16 protein-coding genes are annotated in these 16,310 nt (G+C 70.5%); 10 read left to right on the forward strand and 6 right to left on the reverse strand.

Features of this window, described 5'->3' with window-relative positions; translation table 11 throughout:
* The 3 genes from TA3x_RS18705 to TA3x_RS18715 form a co-directional block, all read right to left on the reverse strand.
* On the reverse strand, window positions 1–1,392 hold the full coding sequence (locus tag TA3x_RS18705) for a DUF1501 domain-containing protein (protein ID WP_435016179.1): 1,392 nt from the start codon (window positions 1,390–1,392) through the stop codon (window positions 1–3).
* Between the two features lie 131 nt (window positions 1,393–1,523).
* Window positions 1,524–2,075 (reverse strand): BON domain-containing protein, encoded by a 552-nt coding sequence (locus tag TA3x_RS18710; protein WP_435016180.1) that lies wholly within the window; start codon window positions 2,073–2,075, stop codon window positions 1,524–1,526.
* Between the two features lie 167 nt (window positions 2,076–2,242).
* The gene (locus TA3x_RS18715) at window positions 2,243–2,728 is read right to left on the reverse strand and encodes a PDZ domain-containing protein (protein ID WP_435016181.1); all 486 of its coding nucleotides are present in this window, start codon (window positions 2,726–2,728) and stop codon (window positions 2,243–2,245) included.
* A gap of 334 nt (window positions 2,729–3,062) precedes the next feature.
* On the opposite strand from TA3x_RS18715, the gene TA3x_RS18720 reads away from it, so the two are divergent.
* The 4 genes from TA3x_RS18720 to TA3x_RS18735 all read left to right on the forward strand — a co-directional run bounded on the left by TA3x_RS18720 (window position 3,063) and on the right by TA3x_RS18735 (window position 5,489).
* Complete coding sequence (locus TA3x_RS18720; protein WP_435016182.1) at window positions 3,063–3,320, forward strand: hypothetical protein; 258 nt, start codon at window positions 3,063–3,065, stop codon at window positions 3,318–3,320.
* A gap of 11 nt (window positions 3,321–3,331) precedes the next feature.
* Window positions 3,332–3,742 carry a YraN family protein gene (locus TA3x_RS18725; protein ID WP_435016183.1) on the forward strand — a complete coding sequence of 137 codons (411 nt, stop codon included), beginning with the start codon at window positions 3,332–3,334 and terminating at the stop codon, window positions 3,740–3,742.
* Window positions 3,743–4,045: 303 nt separating this feature from the next.
* The gene (locus TA3x_RS18730; protein ID WP_435016184.1) at window positions 4,046–4,933 is read left to right on the forward strand and encodes an EF-hand domain-containing protein; all 888 of its coding nucleotides are present in this window, start codon (window positions 4,046–4,048) and stop codon (window positions 4,931–4,933) included.
* 226 nt (window positions 4,934–5,159) lie between these two features.
* Window positions 5,160–5,489, forward strand: a complete 330-nt coding sequence (locus TA3x_RS18735) for a HesB/IscA family protein (protein WP_435016185.1) — start codon at window positions 5,160–5,162, stop codon at window positions 5,487–5,489.
* 76 nt (window positions 5,490–5,565) lie between these two features.
* Here TA3x_RS18735 and TA3x_RS18740 read toward each other — a convergent pair whose 3' ends face one another.
* Both TA3x_RS18740 and TA3x_RS18745 read right to left on the reverse strand, forming a co-directional pair.
* On the reverse strand, window positions 5,566–5,958 hold the full coding sequence (locus tag TA3x_RS18740; protein WP_435016186.1) for a DUF3224 domain-containing protein: 393 nt from the start codon (window positions 5,956–5,958) through the stop codon (window positions 5,566–5,568).
* Between the two features lie 100 nt (window positions 5,959–6,058).
* The gene (locus TA3x_RS18745; protein ID WP_435016187.1) at window positions 6,059–7,072 is read right to left on the reverse strand and encodes an SDR family NAD(P)-dependent oxidoreductase; all 1,014 of its coding nucleotides are present in this window, start codon (window positions 7,070–7,072) and stop codon (window positions 6,059–6,061) included.
* A 210-nt stretch (window positions 7,073–7,282) separates the two neighbouring features.
* On the opposite strand from TA3x_RS18745, the gene TA3x_RS18750 reads away from it, so the two are divergent.
* The 4 genes from TA3x_RS18750 (at window position 7,283) to TA3x_RS18765 (ending at window position 12,431) form a co-directional block, all read left to right on the forward strand.
* Complete coding sequence (locus TA3x_RS18750) at window positions 7,283–8,263, forward strand: 2-hydroxyacid dehydrogenase (RefSeq protein WP_435016188.1); 981 nt, start codon at window positions 7,283–7,285, stop codon at window positions 8,261–8,263.
* Window positions 8,264–8,326: 63 nt separating this feature from the next.
* Window positions 8,327–9,814, forward strand: a complete 1,488-nt coding sequence (locus TA3x_RS18755) for an endo-1,4-beta-xylanase (protein ID WP_435016189.1) — start codon at window positions 8,327–8,329, stop codon at window positions 9,812–9,814.
* 276 nt (window positions 9,815–10,090) lie between these two features.
* Window positions 10,091–11,521: an ATP-binding protein gene (locus TA3x_RS18760; protein WP_435016190.1), complete on the forward strand. Its 1,431-nt coding sequence runs from the start codon at window positions 10,091–10,093 to the stop codon at window positions 11,519–11,521.
* 64 nt (window positions 11,522–11,585) lie between these two features.
* Window positions 11,586–12,431 (forward strand): hypothetical protein, encoded by an 846-nt coding sequence (locus TA3x_RS18765; RefSeq protein ID WP_435016191.1) that lies wholly within the window; start codon window positions 11,586–11,588, stop codon window positions 12,429–12,431.
* Window positions 12,432–12,440: 9 nt separating this feature from the next.
* Here TA3x_RS18765 and acpS read toward each other — a convergent pair whose 3' ends face one another.
* Window positions 12,441–12,854, reverse strand: coding sequence for a holo-ACP synthase (gene acpS / locus TA3x_RS18770; RefSeq protein ID WP_435016192.1), 414 nt, complete (start codon window positions 12,852–12,854; stop codon window positions 12,441–12,443).
* A 177-nt stretch (window positions 12,855–13,031) separates the two neighbouring features.
* Between acpS and TA3x_RS18775 the strand changes: the two genes are divergently transcribed.
* Both TA3x_RS18775 and TA3x_RS18780 read left to right on the forward strand, forming a co-directional pair.
* On the forward strand, window positions 13,032–15,284 hold the full coding sequence (locus TA3x_RS18775; RefSeq protein WP_435016193.1) for an ATP-dependent helicase: 2,253 nt from the start codon (window positions 13,032–13,034) through the stop codon (window positions 15,282–15,284).
* 251 nt (window positions 15,285–15,535) lie between these two features.
* Window positions 15,536–16,255 (forward strand): pyridoxine 5'-phosphate synthase, encoded by a 720-nt coding sequence (locus TA3x_RS18780; protein ID WP_435016194.1) that lies wholly within the window; start codon window positions 15,536–15,538, stop codon window positions 16,253–16,255.
* Window positions 16,256–16,310: the final 55 nt, after the last annotated feature.

A 16,310-nucleotide genomic window follows, 5' to 3' on the forward strand; every position in this document is an offset into this window, starting at 1 on the left:
TTACGAGGTGGCGGTCAATTCGGGGATGGCCCGACCGTTGGCCACGATCGGGATCGGCCGCCCCAGGCGGTCGGGGATCGTCACCTCCTGGTAGTTGATCCCGAGGTGGTGGTAGATGGTCGCCATGAAGTCGTGGGGTCCGACTCGGCGGTCGACCACGTCCTCGCCCCGGCGATCGGTCGCGCCGATGACCTGCCCGCCGGCGATCCCGCCGCCCGACCAGATCATCGAGTTGGCCCGGTTCCAGTGGTCCCGGCCGGGCTGGGTCGTGCCCGCCGGTGCGCTGGCCACGCCGCCCCCGCTGCTGGCGACGTAGGAGATGCGGGGGGTGCGTCCGAACTCGCCCGTGACGACGACCAGCACCCGCCGCTGGAGGCCCCGGTCGTGGATGTCCTGGATCAGCGCGGAGACCGCCTGGTCGAAGTAGGGGGCGCGATGCTTCAGGGCGTCGAAGACGTGGTGGTTGACGGCGTGGTCGTCCCAGTTCGCCACCCGTCCGCAGAGCGGGCCGTCGAAGGTCGTGGTCACCAGGTCGACCCCCGACTCGACCAGACGGCGGGCCATCAGGCATTGCTGCCCCCAGGCGTGGCGGCCGTAGCGGTCGCGGAGCGCAGGGTCTTCGCGGGCGAGGTCGAAGGCCACGGCCGCCTCCGGGCTGGTCATCAGCTCCAGGGCCCGGGCCTGGAAGCCGTCCATCGATCGCTCGATCTCGGAGCGGTCGAGCGTCCGGCGCACCTCGTCCAGGGATTGCCGCAGCCGGGACCGCCTCAGGAGGCGATCCCCCGACCCGGCGTCGCCCAGGTTGACGCGGAAGTTCGGGGCCGACGGGTCGCCCGTCACCGCGAACGGCTCGAACGACGATCCCAGGAACGCCGGGCCGGCGATGCGGAACCCGTCATAGCCGTGGATCGGGTTGACCCCGACGAAGCGGGGCAGGGCCCCGTCGCCGCGAGGTCCGAGGTAGTTGGCCACCGACATCACGTCGGGGAACGCCGGCCCGGCCTTGTCGACCGGGTCGGGGTCGCCCGAGAGCAGTTGCAGCGAGCCGGCCGGGTGGCCCCCGCCGGTGTGCGCCATCGATCGGAGGACCGAGAACTTGTCGGAGATCGCCGCCTGGAGCGGCAGCAGTTCGGACATGCGAAGCCCGGCGGTCCGCGTGTCCAGGGTGCCGAACGGCCCCCGGAACTCCGACGGCGCGTCCGGCTTGGGGTCGTAGGTATCCAGGTGGCTGCAGCCGCCCCGGAGCCAGACCAGGATCACCGCCTTCCGCTCGGCCGCCGGGGCGGCCTGCGCCCTCAATTGGAGCAGCCCCGGCAGGGACAGGGAGCCCATGCCCGCCAGCCCAGCCCTCAGGAATTCCCGGCGCGATCCCGACCCGGTCCCACCATTCATGCGATGGCTCCCATCCCGCCCGGACCCGGGCTTCGATGCCCCCAGCCTATCCCATCGGCGGCCCCGCTCCCAGGGGATTCGTCGCCTTTCGGCGGGATGGCCCCGGGAAGGGAGCGTTGGTGCCGGCCCGATCAGCGGATGACGCTGGAGTCGGTGACGACGCCGGTGGGCACGGCCGCAGCGGAGACCGCGTCGATGGTGCGGGCGGACGGGCGGACGGCCAGCTCGTCGACGACCTTCTCCACGCCCCGGGTCTCGCGGGCGAGGACGACCGCCTGGTCCTTGTGATCGTCGTCGGGCACGATCCCCTTGAGGACGGCGGTGCCGTCGGCCTCGACCTCGACGATGATCCCCTCGGCGGCCAGCCGCTTGTCCTGCCACAGGCGGGTCTGGATCTGCTGGCCCAGCCCGATCCGTCGGACCGAGGAGGGCTCCGACGCCACGCAGTCCTGGATCGTCGCCGACAGGTAATCGAAGCCGCGGGACAGGGTCCGGCCGGCGCCCCGGAGGCCGCCCGCGACCCCCTCGGGTTCGCCATAACGATCCGGGCCCCCGCCGATCCAGGCCCCGGCGACCAGGCCGAAGGCGAGCCCTCCGACCGCCCATCGGGGACGGATCAGCAGAGGCTTCTTCGCCCGGGGCCTGGGGACGGCCACCCGATCGACCGGCACTTGCTCGCTCACAGACCACCTCCATCCGAGTCCAGGAAGATGATGCATCGCATGGGCTCGGCCCGAGGCGCTCCCCCTCCATGACCGATCGAGAAGGCGTGGAAACGGAGGCCGATCGGCCCGCCCGCCATCCTGGGCGAGGGCCGATCGGCGGCGTGACGGCGTTCGCGGCGGGCCATTCAGCGCGGGTTGGCCCGATCGGCGTCGCGGCGAGAGCCGACTCGATCGGCATCCCGGCTCGGCTCGTCGCGTTCGCCGTCGGGGCGGGCGCGTCGGGCGACGGGCGTGACGCTCGGCTTGAGGTGGGGCTTGAGGACGCGATGCGTGAGCGACGTCCCCCGCGTGTAGGTCAGCGTGACGTCGCCGTCGCCCATGTAGGCCTCCGCGAGCACGGCCCGGAGATGGTCGAGGCTGCGGATCACGTCGCCGTCCACCATGACGATCACATCATGGGCCCGGAGTTGGTCCTCGTCGGCGGGCGAACCGGCCGCCACGGTCTCGATGTGGAACCCGTGATGGACGCCGATCGCCTGGATGCGGCCGCCCAGCCCGTATCGCTCCAGGGCGGTCGCATGATGGCCCTCGCCCCGGGCGGGGGCGGTCCAGCTCGCCGAGGCCAGGATCAGCCCGGCGACGATCGTCGATCGGATCAGATGGAATGTCATGACGCTCCCTCGTCGGGGGACCCGGAAAATCGGTATGGCTGTCCGGCGGGGCGGGCTCGCGTGGTCGCCGGCCCGTCGGCACCCCCCTAAGATCGCCCCGCCCCCCTCGGATGTGCAGCAAATGTCGGCGAAGCCCTGGCTCTCCCGGCCAGCCCCGAGGGCGGTGCCGGTTGCGCCGATCGGCCGGGCCGCGATCGATCTGGACCGTCCGGGGGAAATCTGGCATGATCCGCCCGATTTCCTCGAAATGGGAAGGGGTCTACGCCGCCTGCCTCGCAACGATGTCCGCCCCGGTTCTCGACTGGCCGATTCCTTGTTCACGAGGTGGCGGATCATGAAGCGAGCCATTTTCCGGTCATGCCTGGGCGTCCTGGCGGTCTCCGCCGGGTGCAGTACCCCGAGCAAGCAGGCCGGCCCGGCCAAGCCCCCCGAAGACCCCACGGCCTGGTCGGCGCCCGCGGTCACCCGCGAAGACTCGGGCGGCGGCTCGATGGGCGGTGGCGGGGGCGGCGGATTCTTCAAGAGCACCCGGCTCCGGGGCGCGATGAGCTCCGAAGGGGCGGACATCGAACGCTCCCTGGGCGTGAACTGAGCCCCGGGCCGATGAACCCTCCCCCCCGGCCGCCGGGCCGCAGGCTCTGGAACCTCTGGTTCGGCGACCGCGGCGAGCGCGAGGCCGCCCGCTTCCTGCGGAAACGCGGCCTCCGCATCCTCAAGCGCGGCTACCGGACCGCCCAGGGGGAGATCGACCTGATCGCCCGCGACGGCGACACCCTGGTCTTCGTCGAGGTCAAGTCGCGGCGGGCCGGCGAGCCGGCCGAGGCCGTGACCCCGGAGAAGCAGCGGCGGATCACCCTCGCCGCGCTCCACTTCCTCCGGCGCCACGGCCTGCTCGAGACGCCCTGCCGCTTCGACGTCGTGGCCATCGTCTGGCCCGAGGGCCGCCACCCCTCCTCGATCGAGCACCTGGCCCACGCCTTCGAGGCGGTAGGCCGGGGACAGATGTTCCGTTGATGCCGATTTGCGGGCCGATTTGCCGGCGCGGAAGCCAATTGCTCGGCGGTTCACCCATGCTCTGCGCGAACTTGAATCTGTTTTGTCGAAATCATCTCGAATCTCATGCCGACTGGACAACCCAGGCAGTCCAGGCAAGTAAATCCGTCGAAATCGCCTAAAAAACCAGATCTCTCGGCCCTGGCATCCATGTTGCGTTATGACCCCATCGAAGTCGGCGGGCCGATGGAGCGGGAGTGGCCGCGTGAGCCCGTCCTCGCCGACATATCCGCTTGAAGAAGATTTGATTCATTGGAGACTGCAATGCAGACGCAACACTGGACTCGTGGGTTGAAGGCCGCTGGGCTCGGTTTGGTGACCTTGATGGGCACCGCCTCCGCCCAGGAAGCTGCCGTGGACGTCCCGGGCCCGATCGACAGCCTCCAGGACCTGCAGGACTCGGGCAGGATGCTGTTCAAGTCGATCGACGCGAACAACGACGGCCAGATCTCGCAGCAAGAGGCCATCGATGCCGCCAATGTTGCGGTGGGCGGGTTCTTCTTCACGGCCGACCTCGACGGCAACGGCACCCTGTCCAAGGAAGAGGCCCAGCAGGCCCGCGACAAGGTCCTGGCCGCCAAGCCGATGGCCCGGTTCCTGATCTCCCGCGTCAAGTCGGCCACCCCGCCGCCCGCCGGCGGCAGCCCGAACCCGGCCGCCGCTTTCATGTCGGTGGTGGACGCCAACGGTGACGGCCAGCTCCAGGCCACCGAGGTCCGCCAGGCCGTCCAGACCGCCGTCCAGGGCCTGTTCGCCGCCGCCGACACCAATCGCGACGGCCAGATGAGCCCGGTCGAGGTCAACGCCGCCATCGCGGGCGCCGTCAAGGCCGCCGGCCAGGCCTCGTTCCAGGCCGCCGACGCCGACAACAACGGCCAGCTCAGCCGCCAGGAGTTCGATAAGGCGATCATCGACCCGGCCAACGCCGTCTTCGCCGTCCTGGACGCCAACGGCGACGGCCAGCTCTCGCCGCAGGAGCTCCAGTCGGCCCAGAAGATCATCGGCCAGCAGATCCAGCGGTCGATCCTGCCCGAGGCTCCGAACTCGGCCCGCAACCTGATCCAGAGCGGCCAGAAGCCCGCCCAAGTCGCCCCGGTCCCGACGTTCAACCCGAACGCCCCCGCCGCCACGACGGCCCCCGCCCCTCGCTAAGCGACCGCTCGACCGGCCCCGACGGGCCGGATCGCCTCGCGGATGAGTGACCCACGCGACCCTCGGACTGGCCCCACGGCCGATCCGGGGGTCGCTTTCATGCCGGGGTCGATGCCGCCTTGGGCGAGCCGATCACCCGTCTGGGATTTGACTCGGTCCTATGATACTCTGTGACTGGACCGGCAGACGAAATCCGACACGACCACTCCGGGCGAGGAGCGAAATCATGGGCGTTTCCCTGAGCGAGACGGCGGCCAACGAGGTCAAGAAGATCATCACCGAGCAGAGCCTCCCCGAGGACACCGTCTTGCGGGTGGGCGTCCAGGGCGGCGGCTGCTCCGGCTTCGCTTATAGCCTCAACTTCGACACCGCGACCAGCGAGCGCGACCGCATCCACGAGTTCTTCGGCGTGAAGCTCGCCGTGGACAAGAAGTTCGACCCGTACCTCGACGGCACCGTGGTCGACTTCTACGACGGCCTGGAGAAGCGCGGGTTCGTCTTCAACAACCCCAACGTCACCAAGAGCTGCGGCTGCGGCAGCTCGTTCCAGGTCTGAGCCAGGCCTGCGGACGACCCGGTGAGACCGATGGAGGGTGGACTTGATCGTCCACCCTCACGTCGTTTGATGGGCCTCACCCCGGCAGGGTGTAGTCGAACACGTAGGTGTGGCCCCCGCCCTCGAAGACGATGTCCATCGTCCCGGCCAGCCCGGCCAGCTCGCCGGTGGCGGAGTCGGGCAACACCGTGATCGTCAGGGACTTGGCCCCGCGATCCATCAGCCCCGAGTGCTGGAGCGAGAAGCTCCCGCTGCGGCCGTGCAGGGTCGCTGTGACGCGTTCCAGGGCGACATATCCGGCCGAACCCTCGACGTCGGTGCGGGTGGCCAGCATCTCGCCCCGGCTGGTCCCGTCCAGGTCGCCGTGGAATCGTTTGCGGATCGCCATCCGGGCCACGCTCGGGTCGCCCACCCCTTCGGCCTGGGGCTGAGGGGTCAGGTCCACCTCGAATGGTCCGGTTGCGTGCATGGCACCTGCTCCTGGGTCGCTGGGCCGATGATCTCGGCCCAGTCCGACCCGAGGATACCACCCCGCCGCCCCCGGGGGGATGGCGGGGCGGCGGCGTTCGTCAGGCCATACTCGGGCGGGTGCCGGGGGGGATGATCCCGGTCAGGGCCTCGGGGACCGTGCCGCCGAGGTCCTGGCCTTGGACGGCGGGGCCGTCGGAGACCTCGCCCCGGGGCAGGGCCAGGTTGATCAGGCTCATCGCCTCGGCATTCCACTCGGGGAAGAAGTCGTGGGCCAGGATCGCCAGCCGGGCGTTCCAGCCGACGATGACCTCGGGATCACCGTCCTGGACCGCCTTCCAGAGCGATCGGGCCGCGTAATCCGCCGAGGTCGAGACCCCGGGCACGGTATCGGACAGGGCGAACCAGGTGTATTCGGCATCGCGATTCCCCTTGAACCAGGCGTGGGCGTGCCCGCCGGTACGGATCGTGCCGGGATAGATCCCGGTGACCAGGATCCCGTCGCGGGCCAGCTCGGCGCGGAGCCCCTCGGTCAGGCCGGCTAGGGCGAACTTGCTGGCGGTGTAGGGGAGCAGGTGCGGCACGGCGACCTTGCCCCCCACCGACACCACGTTGGCGATCCGGCCGAAGCCCTGGGCCCGCATCGCCGGCAGGACGGCCAGGGTCGGGTAGAGCTGGCCCCAGAAGTTGGTGTCCATGACCTGCTGGAAGTCTTCCACGGTCATCGCCTGGGCCGGGCCGACCCGGATCGTGCCGACGTTGTTGACCAGGATGTCCACCCGTCCGAACCGCTCCAGGGTGCGGGCGACCAGAACCTGGACCTGGGCCTCGTCGGTCAGGTCGGTGGGCACGGCGAGGACTTCGGCCCCGAGGGGGCGCAATTCCTCGGCGGCGGCGGCCAGGTCGTCCTCGCTGCGGGCGGTCAGGACGAGCTTCGCCCCCTGCTCGGCGGCGTGGCGGGCGATCAGGAGGCCGAGGCCGCTGCTGGCCCCGGTCACGATGATGACGCGTCCGCCCAGCTCGATCCGGCGGCTGCGGCGGAGCAGGGCCCGGGCCCCCAGGGCCAGGCCGGCGGCGCCGGCAAGCCCCAACATGATCTGATGACGTCGCTTCATGGGGTGTCCTCCATCTGGCTCGTGGTCGCCCCACGGCCCGCGTGTCGGGGCGGATTCGGATGCGAGGAATCGGACGCATTCCCCGTGCCGCGGACGGGCCGGGCGAATCCGCCGAGATCGTCTCTGGCGACGGGTTTGAGTCGCCGGTATGCTGTCTTGAAATTGCGTCCCTGGCGACGCCAAAATCCTATCTCGAAGAGGTCCCCTCCGTTGCCGGGACGCGTCCTCATCACTCGCCCGATCCCCGAGCCCGGCCCGACCCTGGTCGCCGGCGTCGCCGACCACGTCGAGGCCAACCGCGAGGATCGTCCGCTCACCGCCGACGAGTTCCGGGAGAAGGTCCGCGGCCGGGATGCGGTGCTCTGCCAGCTCAACGATCGGGTCGACTCCGCCGTGTTCGACGCCGCCGAGGGGTGCCGGATCTTCGCCAACATGGCGGTCGGATTCAACAACATCGACATCGCCGAGGCCACCCGCCGCGGCATCCTGGTGACCAACACCCCGGGCGTGCTGACCGACGCGACCGCCGACCTCGCCTGGGCCCTGATCCTGGGCGTGGCCCGGCGGGTCATCGAGGGGGACGCCACGATGCGGGCCGGCCGGTTCCCCGGCATGGGGCCGATGTACATGCTCGGCGGCGACGTGTCGGGCCGGACCCTCGGGCTGATCGGCCCGGGGCGGATCGCCCTGGCGGTCGCCCGGCGGGCCGTCGGCTTCAACATGACGCTGCTCTACCACGGGCGGCGGCCCAGCCCGGACTTCGACGCCCTGGGGGCCCGCCGGGTGGGCCTGGACGACCTGCTGCGCGACAGCGACTTCGTCAGCATCCACACGCCGCTGTCGGCCGAGACCACCCACCTGATCGACGCCCGTGCCCTTGCCCTGATGAAGCCGACCGCCTATCTCATCAATACGTCGCGCGGGCCGGTCGTCGACGAGGCGGCGCTGGTCGGGGCGCTGCGGGCCGGGCGGATCGCCGGGGCCGGGCTCGACGTGTACGAGCGCGAGCCGGCGATGGCCGAGGGGCTCGCCGATTGCCCGAACACGGTGCTGCTCCCGCACGTCGGCAGCGCCACCCACGCCACCCGGGCGGCGATGTCCCGGATGGCCGCGGAGAACCTGGTCGCCGCCCTTCGAGGGCGGAGGCCGGCCAATCTGGTCAACCCCGACGCCTGGCGCGACCCTTCGTGAGCGGGCTCCGACCTGCCTGTCCCCATCGTTCCACGACATGCCAGACGGGGCGAGGTCCCACCCATGGGTAGCTTCCGATTCCGCCTCGGTCCCTCGTTGCCGGAGCCCCGCCAGGCCGACCTCCGGCGGGCCTACGTCACCGGGCTGGACCGCACCCCCAGCCGCGTCGGCGTCGACATCCGCAAGGACGTGCTGACCGTCCAGAAGGGGACGACCGAGAGCGGCCGGCTCTACGTCCCCTGGCCGGTCCCCGGCTCGGGCGTCCCCCTGATCGGCACGGCCACGCTGGGGGATCGCAACGAGCCCTACAACCTGGCCGTGGAACTGGCCCGGGGGCGGCTCAACGACGTCCGCAACCAGCTCTCCGACTGGCGGCAGATGGGCCTGAAGGTCGGCCCCGACCTGGAACGGCTGGTGGCCGCGTCCATGGAGTCGTTCACCCGGGCGGCGACCTCGCGGGACCGGCCCGACGTCGCCTTCGCGGCCGCCCAGGAGTGCCTGTCCCGGGCCTCCGCGGCCGGCGACGCCCTGGTGGCCGCCTACGTCGACCAGGTGCTCCAGATCCGCCTGGCGGCGGGCAAGCTCCCGACCCTGCTCGCCCTCGGCCTCGACGGCGACCCGGCGGCGGCCCCCTGGGCGTCGAAGATGGGGGCGACCTTCGGCGTGGCCCAGCTCCACTGCCCGTGGAAGGCGCTGGCCCCCCACGAGGGGCGGTTCCGGTTCGAGGACATGGACGCCCAGGTCGTCTGGGCGACCCGCCAGAAGATGGCCCTCCACGCCGGCCCCCTGATCGACCTCCGGCCGGGTGCCATGCCCGACTGGATCTGGCTCTGGCAGGGGGACTTCGACGCCATCCTGGGCATGGCCATCGACGTCGTCCGCCAGACGGTGGCCCGCTTCAAGGGGAAGATTACCACCTGGCACCTGGTCAACCGCCCCGGCACCACCGACATCCTGGGCATGACCGAGGAGGACCAGATCCGCCTCACCGCCCGGCTGCTCCAGGTCGCCCGCCAGGCCGACCCCGCGGCGCAGTTCCTGGTCGGCTTCGACCGGCCGTGGTCGGAGTGGATGGGCTCCAGCTCGTTCCAGCTCGGCCCGCTCCACCTGGCCGACTACCTCGCCCGCGCCGAGCTGGGCATGGCCGGGCTCGTCCTGGAGGTCGCACCGGGATACTCCGCCCCCGGCAGCCACTATCGCGAGCTGCTCGACTTCTCGCGGATGCTCGACCTGTACGCTTTGCTGAACTACCCGCTCCACCTCTCGTTCGCCTTCCCGTCGTCCTCCGCGCCGGACCCCAAGGCCGAGGCCAACGTGGCCGTCGAGAAGGACCAGTGGCCCTCGCCGCCCGACGAGGCGATGCAGGCCTCGGTCGCCGCCCGCTGGATCTCCCTGGCGGTCGCCAAGCCGTTCGTCCGCTCGGTCACCTGGCGGCAGGCCTACGACGGCGCCCCCCACCTCTATCCCCACGCCGGCCTGATCCGCCCCGATCAGACCCCCAAGCCGGTCCTCGAATGGATCAAAGCATTCCGCGCCGACTTCCTGCCCTGAGCGACGATCCGCGAAAGTGAGCGGCCGGCGGGGCCCGGCCCGCCCCGGCCCGATGCCGCCCCCGCCGGGGCGTCGAGGGTCCACGCCGCGTGATATAATACACCACCGCATAATTAACGTGACGAGGCGACCACCCATCGAAGAAGATCGGTCGCCAGGGTCGTCCCCGGCGGGGCCGCCGCCGGGCCGCCCCACGCGCGGGTCGCCCGAGGCATCGGGCCGATCGGGCGGGTGCCCGCCGATCGTGCAAATTCCTGATCGGGGGGTCGTGCTCCCATGGCCGGATCGAGACGCCAGGTAGTCCTGAACTACGCGGCGGCCGTGATGGCCGTGCCCGCGGTCGTCGTGCTGCTGGCGACCCGGATCTTCGGCCAGACGCCCAACACCCCGGTCCTGATCATCGTCCTGGCCATCGTCCTGGTCTCGTGGCGGGGCGGGGCGGGTCCCGGCCTGCTGACCACCGGGCTGATCGCCCTGATCGCCTTCCCCGGGGAGCTGGCGGCCGAGCAGGTCGTGCGGCACCTCGTGTTCTTCGCCACCGGCTCGGCGATCAGCCTGCTCGTCGGGTCGCTCCACCGGGCCCGCGGCCGGGCCGAGGCGGCCAGTCGGGATCGGGATCGCTTCCTGGCCTCCCTGTCCCACGAATTGCGCACGCCGCTGACCCCGGTCCTGGCGAGCGTCACCGCCCTGCTGGACGAGCCCGGGCCCTGGCCGGAGGGAGAGATCCGCGCGGCCCTGGATCTCATCCGCATCGGCGTCGAGATGGAGACCCGACTCATCGACGACCTGCTCGACGTCTCCCGCGCGATCCACGGCAAGCTGCTCCTGAGCCCGGGATGCGTCGACGTCCACGCCCTGATCCGGCAGACCCTGGACCTCTGCCGGGCCGAGCTGGGCGGCGGGGGCCTGCGGCTGGAACTCGACCTGGGGGCGCCCCGGCCGCACGTCGAGGCCGACCGGGGGCGGTTGCAGCAGGTGATCTGGAACCTGATCCGGAACGCGATCAAGTTCACGCCCGCCGGGGGCCTCGTGACGATCCGCACCCGCGAGCGGCCCCCGGGGCGGCTCGCGCTGGAGGTGGCCGACACCGGCATCGGAATCGACCCCAGGGCGCTGGGGAAGATTTTCGACCCGTTCGAGCAGGAGAACAAGGGCGAGCGGAAGACCGGCGGCCTCGGCCTCGGCCTGGCGATCAGCCGCGCGATCGCGGAGGCCCACGGCGCCCAGCTCTCGGCGTCCAGCGACGGTCGCGGGAGGGGCTCGGCCTTCACGCTCGAGATGGCGACCATCGACCCGGGCCCCGATGCCGGATGCCCGCCCGCCGAGCCGGCCCCCCGGCCCCGGCGGCCGCTGCGGATCCTGCTGGTGGAGGACGACCCCGCGTCGCTGCGGGTCCTGAGCCGGCTGCTCCGCCAGAAGGAACACGCGGTGACGACGGCCGATTCCGTGGCCTCGGCCCTGGAAGCGGGCCTGTCCGGGCACTTCGACCTGGTGGTCAGCGACCTCGGACTGCCCGACGGCACCGGCTGGGACCTGATGCGGCAACTCCGCGACGGCCGCGCCATCCGGGGCATCGCCATGAGCGGGCTCGGCCAGGACGAGGACCTCCGCAAGAGCCAGGAGGCAGGCTTCCTGGCCCACCTGACCAAGCCGGTCGACTTCCCCCGGCTGGAGGCGACCATCCAGGAGATGGCGTCCGGCCCCTGAGTCTGGATATCATCCACCCGAGACTCCATCGACCGCGGCGTCTGGACATCGCGAGGCCGAGTTCATGGCCGATTTCGCCGACATGCTCCGATCGATCGCGAAGCAGCCGGGCATGTACGTCGGCCGGGCTTCGATCCGCGCCGTGAGTCATTATCTGGACGGGTATGGCCACAGCCTCAAGGACGCCGGGCACGCCGTCGGGCCTCTCGATGGATGGATGAGATGGATCGAGCGACGTTTCCTCATCTCTCATCCCGGGTGGCATTGGTCGCGCATCCTCCTGCACGCCTACCGCAGCGACATGGCGGCGATCGAGGCGCTGCCCGGGCTTTACGAGGAATTCCTCGCGGATCGCGCCCGGCTCGGGGTCGATGGGATCGAAGAGGATGGCAATCGGCGGATCATCGCCGAGCATGGCCAGGAGTGGTTCGAGCCCTCGGAGACCATGACCCGTGCCTTGGGCGATGAATCGGATACGATCGACGGCCTCCTGACCGCGCTGGATTCGCCCGATCCGAGACGTCGCGGCGACGCCTGCTTCCTCGTCCGAGATCTCGCGGAAACGATCGTCGCTTCCCTCTTCCTCCAGATCGCCCGTCCCGAGAACCGCAACCATCGCGGTTCGCTCGTCTACACGCTGAAATCCTTCCATTGCGAGGGCCGATTCGTCCAGTTGTTCGACCTGGCTTTGAATGGCAATTACGAGGTTCAATGCCACGCCCTGTCGATCCTCGAAGGACAATCGTTCTCCGTCACCCGCGAGCAACTTGGCGAGGCCGCCGAGGCATTGGGCCGGCTCCGGGAGCGGGAGAATCTCCCCGCCGAGGATGTCGGATTACTCCGGGTCCAACTACATCGAGTGCTCTCGCGACTCGAAGAGTCCGCGAACGATGCCGACGAGGACGATTGACGGTCGACGTCAGCCCGGCTCGGCCTGGCGGGCGGGGGAGGGCAGGCCCACGGCCAGGGCGTAGGCCGTGGCGTAGGTGCGGCAGTGGGCGATGGTCACGAGGATGTCGCCGACCTTGCGGCGGATGGCGGCCTCCTTGGCGGCGCCGCAGACGTGGACGCGGGGCTGGCCATCGTCGCCCGAGCGGATCTCGATCTCGGTCCAGCCCACCCCCCGGGTCCAGCCGGTGCCCAGCGCCTTGAGCACCGCCTCCTTGGCCGCCCACCGGCCGGCGAAGTGCTCGATGGCGTGCTTGCGGGCCTGGCAGAAGCGGATCTCGCGGTCGGTGTACACCCGCCGGAGGAACAGCTCGCCGTGGTTCTCGACCATCCGGCCGATCCGGGGGCACTCGATGATTTCGTTCCCGATCCCGAGGATGTCCATGCGCGATCCGTCCAAGCAAGAAGGGCCCCGGGCCGGCCTCCGGGGGCCGCGCGGGCGAAGCATCCCAGTGTAATGGGGGATCGTCCCCCCCGCCAACCGCGGCGAACCGGCATTCGCCGGGAAACCGGGCATGGGCTATACTCGGAGGCCGACCGGGACGCCGGGAAGATTTCAGGGATGGAGCGCCTCATGGACCTGTTCGCCGACCTCACCCCCGCCCAGCGCGAGGCCGTCAGCCACATCGACGGGCCTTTGCTGGTGCTCGCCGGAGCCGGATCGGGCAAGACCCGCGTCATCACGCGGCGGGTGGCCCACATGCTCCAGAAAGGGATCGCCGGCGGCAACATCCTGGCGCTGACGTTCACCAACAAGGCCGCCGGCGAGATGAAGGCCCGCATCGAGGCCCTGGCCCCCAAGTCCACGGTCACCGTCGGCACCTTCCACAGCCTCTGCGCCCGGCTGCTCCGGCAATACGCGCCTTTGGTCGGGATCGACCGGGGGTTCACCATCTACGACCAGGGGGACCGCCTCCGCGCCGTCAAGGACGCGATGGAAAGGCTGGACCTGGAGGACGCGGCGGTCACGCCCGAGCGGATCGACGCCGCGATCAGCCGGGCCAAGAATGATCTGGTCGACCCCAAGATGCTGGCCAGCCGCGCCGGGGACCACGTCCAGGCGGTCGCCGCCAAGGTCTATGCCAAGTACCAGGAGAAGCTCCGGCTGGCCTCGGCCGTCGACTTCGACGACCTGCTGGTCCACATCGTCACGATCCTCAAGAACAACCCCAACGTCCGCGCCGACCTCGACGCCCGATTCCGCTACGTGCTGGTCGACGAGTACCAGGACACCAACCTCGCCCAGTACGCGATCGTCCGGGGCCTGTCGGTCGACCGGCCCAACCTGTGCGTGACCGGCGACCCGGACCAGTCGATCTACGGCTGGCGCGGGGCGAACCTGAACAACATCCTCGAATTCGAACACGACTACCCCGGCTGCAAGGTCGTGAAGCTGGAGCGGAACTACCGGAGCACCAAGAACGTCCTCCGCGTGGCCGACACCCTGATCCGCCACAACCGCAAGCGCAAGCCCAAGGCCCTGACCACCGAGAACGGCGAGGGCCAGCCGGTCGAGCTGGTCATCTACGGGACCGAGACCGAGGAGGCCCACGGCGTCGCCTCCAAGATCGTCGAGCTGGTCCGCGAGGGGGGGGAATACTCCTATCGCGACGTGGCCGTGTTCTGCCGCGTGACCGCCCTGACCCGAGGGCTGGAGCAGGCGTTCCGCCTGGCGCGGATCCCCTACCAGGTCGTCGGCGGGCTGTCGTTCTACGAGCGCCAGGAGATCAAGGATGTCCTGGCCTATTTGAACTTGATGGCCAACCCCAAGGACAATGTCTCGTTCAGCCGGGTGGTCAACGTCCCGCCCCGGGGGATCGGCAAGACGACCCTGGAGAAGCTCACCGGCCGGGCCGAGACCCTGGGCATCCCCTGGCTGGCGATGGCCCGGCAGGCGACCGCCGTGCCCGGCCTGAAGGACAAGGCGGCCCGGTCTTTGCGCGACTTCGGGATGCTCATGGACGAGCTGGTGGCCCTGCGCGACCACGCCGCCGAGGAGGTCATCCGCAAGCTCCTGACCCTGACCGGCTATCGCGCGGCCCTGGCGGCCGAGGGGACCGCCGGCGAGGACCGGCTGGCCAACCTCGACGAATTGATCTCGGCGGCCCGCGAGTTCGACCGCGAGAACCCCGGCGGGTCGGTGGTCGACTTCCTGGAGAACGTCAGCCTGTCGTCGGCCGTCGACCGCTGGAAGGACGACGGCGGCTCCGTGACCCTGATGACCCTGCACGCGGCCAAGGGGCTGGAATTCCCGGTCGCCTTCATCGTCGGCCTGGAGCAGGGGCTCCTGCCGCATTCGCGGGCCAGCAACGACGACGGGGAGCTGGAGGAGGAACGCCGCCTCCTGTTCGTGGGCATCACCCGCGCCGAGCGCGAGCTGTACCTCAGCCATTGCCGGATCAGGGAATTCCGGGGGCAGAGGCAGGCCACCATCCCGTCGTGCTTCCTGTCCGAGCTTCCCGACGACGCGATGACCGTCCGCGACCGGACCGGCGGCGACATGGCCGCGCCATCGTCCTCGACCTGGCGGCGGTTCGACCCGCCCCGGGCGACCTCGGCCCCGCGCTCCGAGTTCCGGCTGATGACCGCCGCCGACCTGGCCGGGCCCCGGTTGCCGCCGGCACTCCCCAGCGACGACGCCCTGGCCGGGTTCCGGCCGGGCTCGTCGGTCATGCATCCGCAATACGGGATCGGCCGGATCGTGTCGGTCGACGGCGCGGGCCCGAACCGCAAGGGGCGGATCGCCTTCACCGTGGGCGGCGAGAAGACGTTCATCCTGGCCAAGGCCCCGCTCAAGCTGGTCAAGGGGGGCTGATCGCCCGGCGCGGACGCAGGATGTCCCCAGTCGCGGGCCGGCTCCACCTGAGATCGACCTGGGGAAAATCCCTACAAGGAAAGGCCTTTTCGGGGGCGGCCCCGCCTTGCGTTTCATGGGCCCGTCACTATCTTAAGTGACGGTATGGGTTATAATTCCCCGGAATCGATCCGAGTGACCCCGGGATGGGCCCGAGCCGCGTCAAGGCCCCCGGCCCGAGCCGAATCCGATCCAGTCAGGAAGGTTGGAGAATGCCTCGTCTGGGTGTGAACATCGACCACGTCGCCACGCTCCGCCAGGCCCGGGGCGGGGTCGAGCCCGATCCGGTCTGGGCGGCGGTCGAGGCGGAGCTGGGCGGGGCCGATGGGATCACCGTCCATCTCCGCGAGGACCGGCGGCATATCCAGGATCGCGACCTCCGGCTGCTGCGCGAGACCACCCAGACCCGGCTCAACCTGGAGATGGCCGCCGAGCCCGCGATCGTGGAGATCGCCGTCCGGACCCGGCCCGACCAGGTGACGCTGGTGCCCGAGCGCCGGGCGGAGCTGACCACCGAGGGGGGGCTCGACGTGATCGGCCAGCGCGACCGGGTCGCCCGGGCGATCGCGGCCTGCCACGACGCCGGGATCGGCGTCAGCCTGTTCATCGACCCGGACCTCGCCCAGGTCCGCGCCTCCGCCGAGCTCGGCGTGATGGCCGTCGAACTGCACACCGGACGCTACGCCGACGCCCGCCAGGCGGCCGACGTGGCCCGCGAGCTGTCAGCCCTGGTTGACGCCTCCGCCTGCGTCCGGGACCTGGGGCTGGCCCTCCACGCCGGGCACGGGTTGAATTATGCGAACGTCGCCGACGTCGCCCGGATCGCCGGGATGGCCGAGCTGAACATCGGCCACTCCATCGTGTCCCGATCCGTGTTCGTCGGGCTGCGGGAGGCGGTCCGCTCCATGAAGGCCGCTTTCGGGACGACGTGAGTGGTCCGGCGACCACATCCTCCCAGAAACGTGTCGTTTCCGAGCCTCGGGGACT

Source organism: Tundrisphaera macrotermitis, from assembly GCF_051175315.1.
In the GTDB taxonomy this organism is placed as follows: Bacteria; Planctomycetota; Planctomycetia; order Isosphaerales; family Isosphaeraceae; genus Tundrisphaera.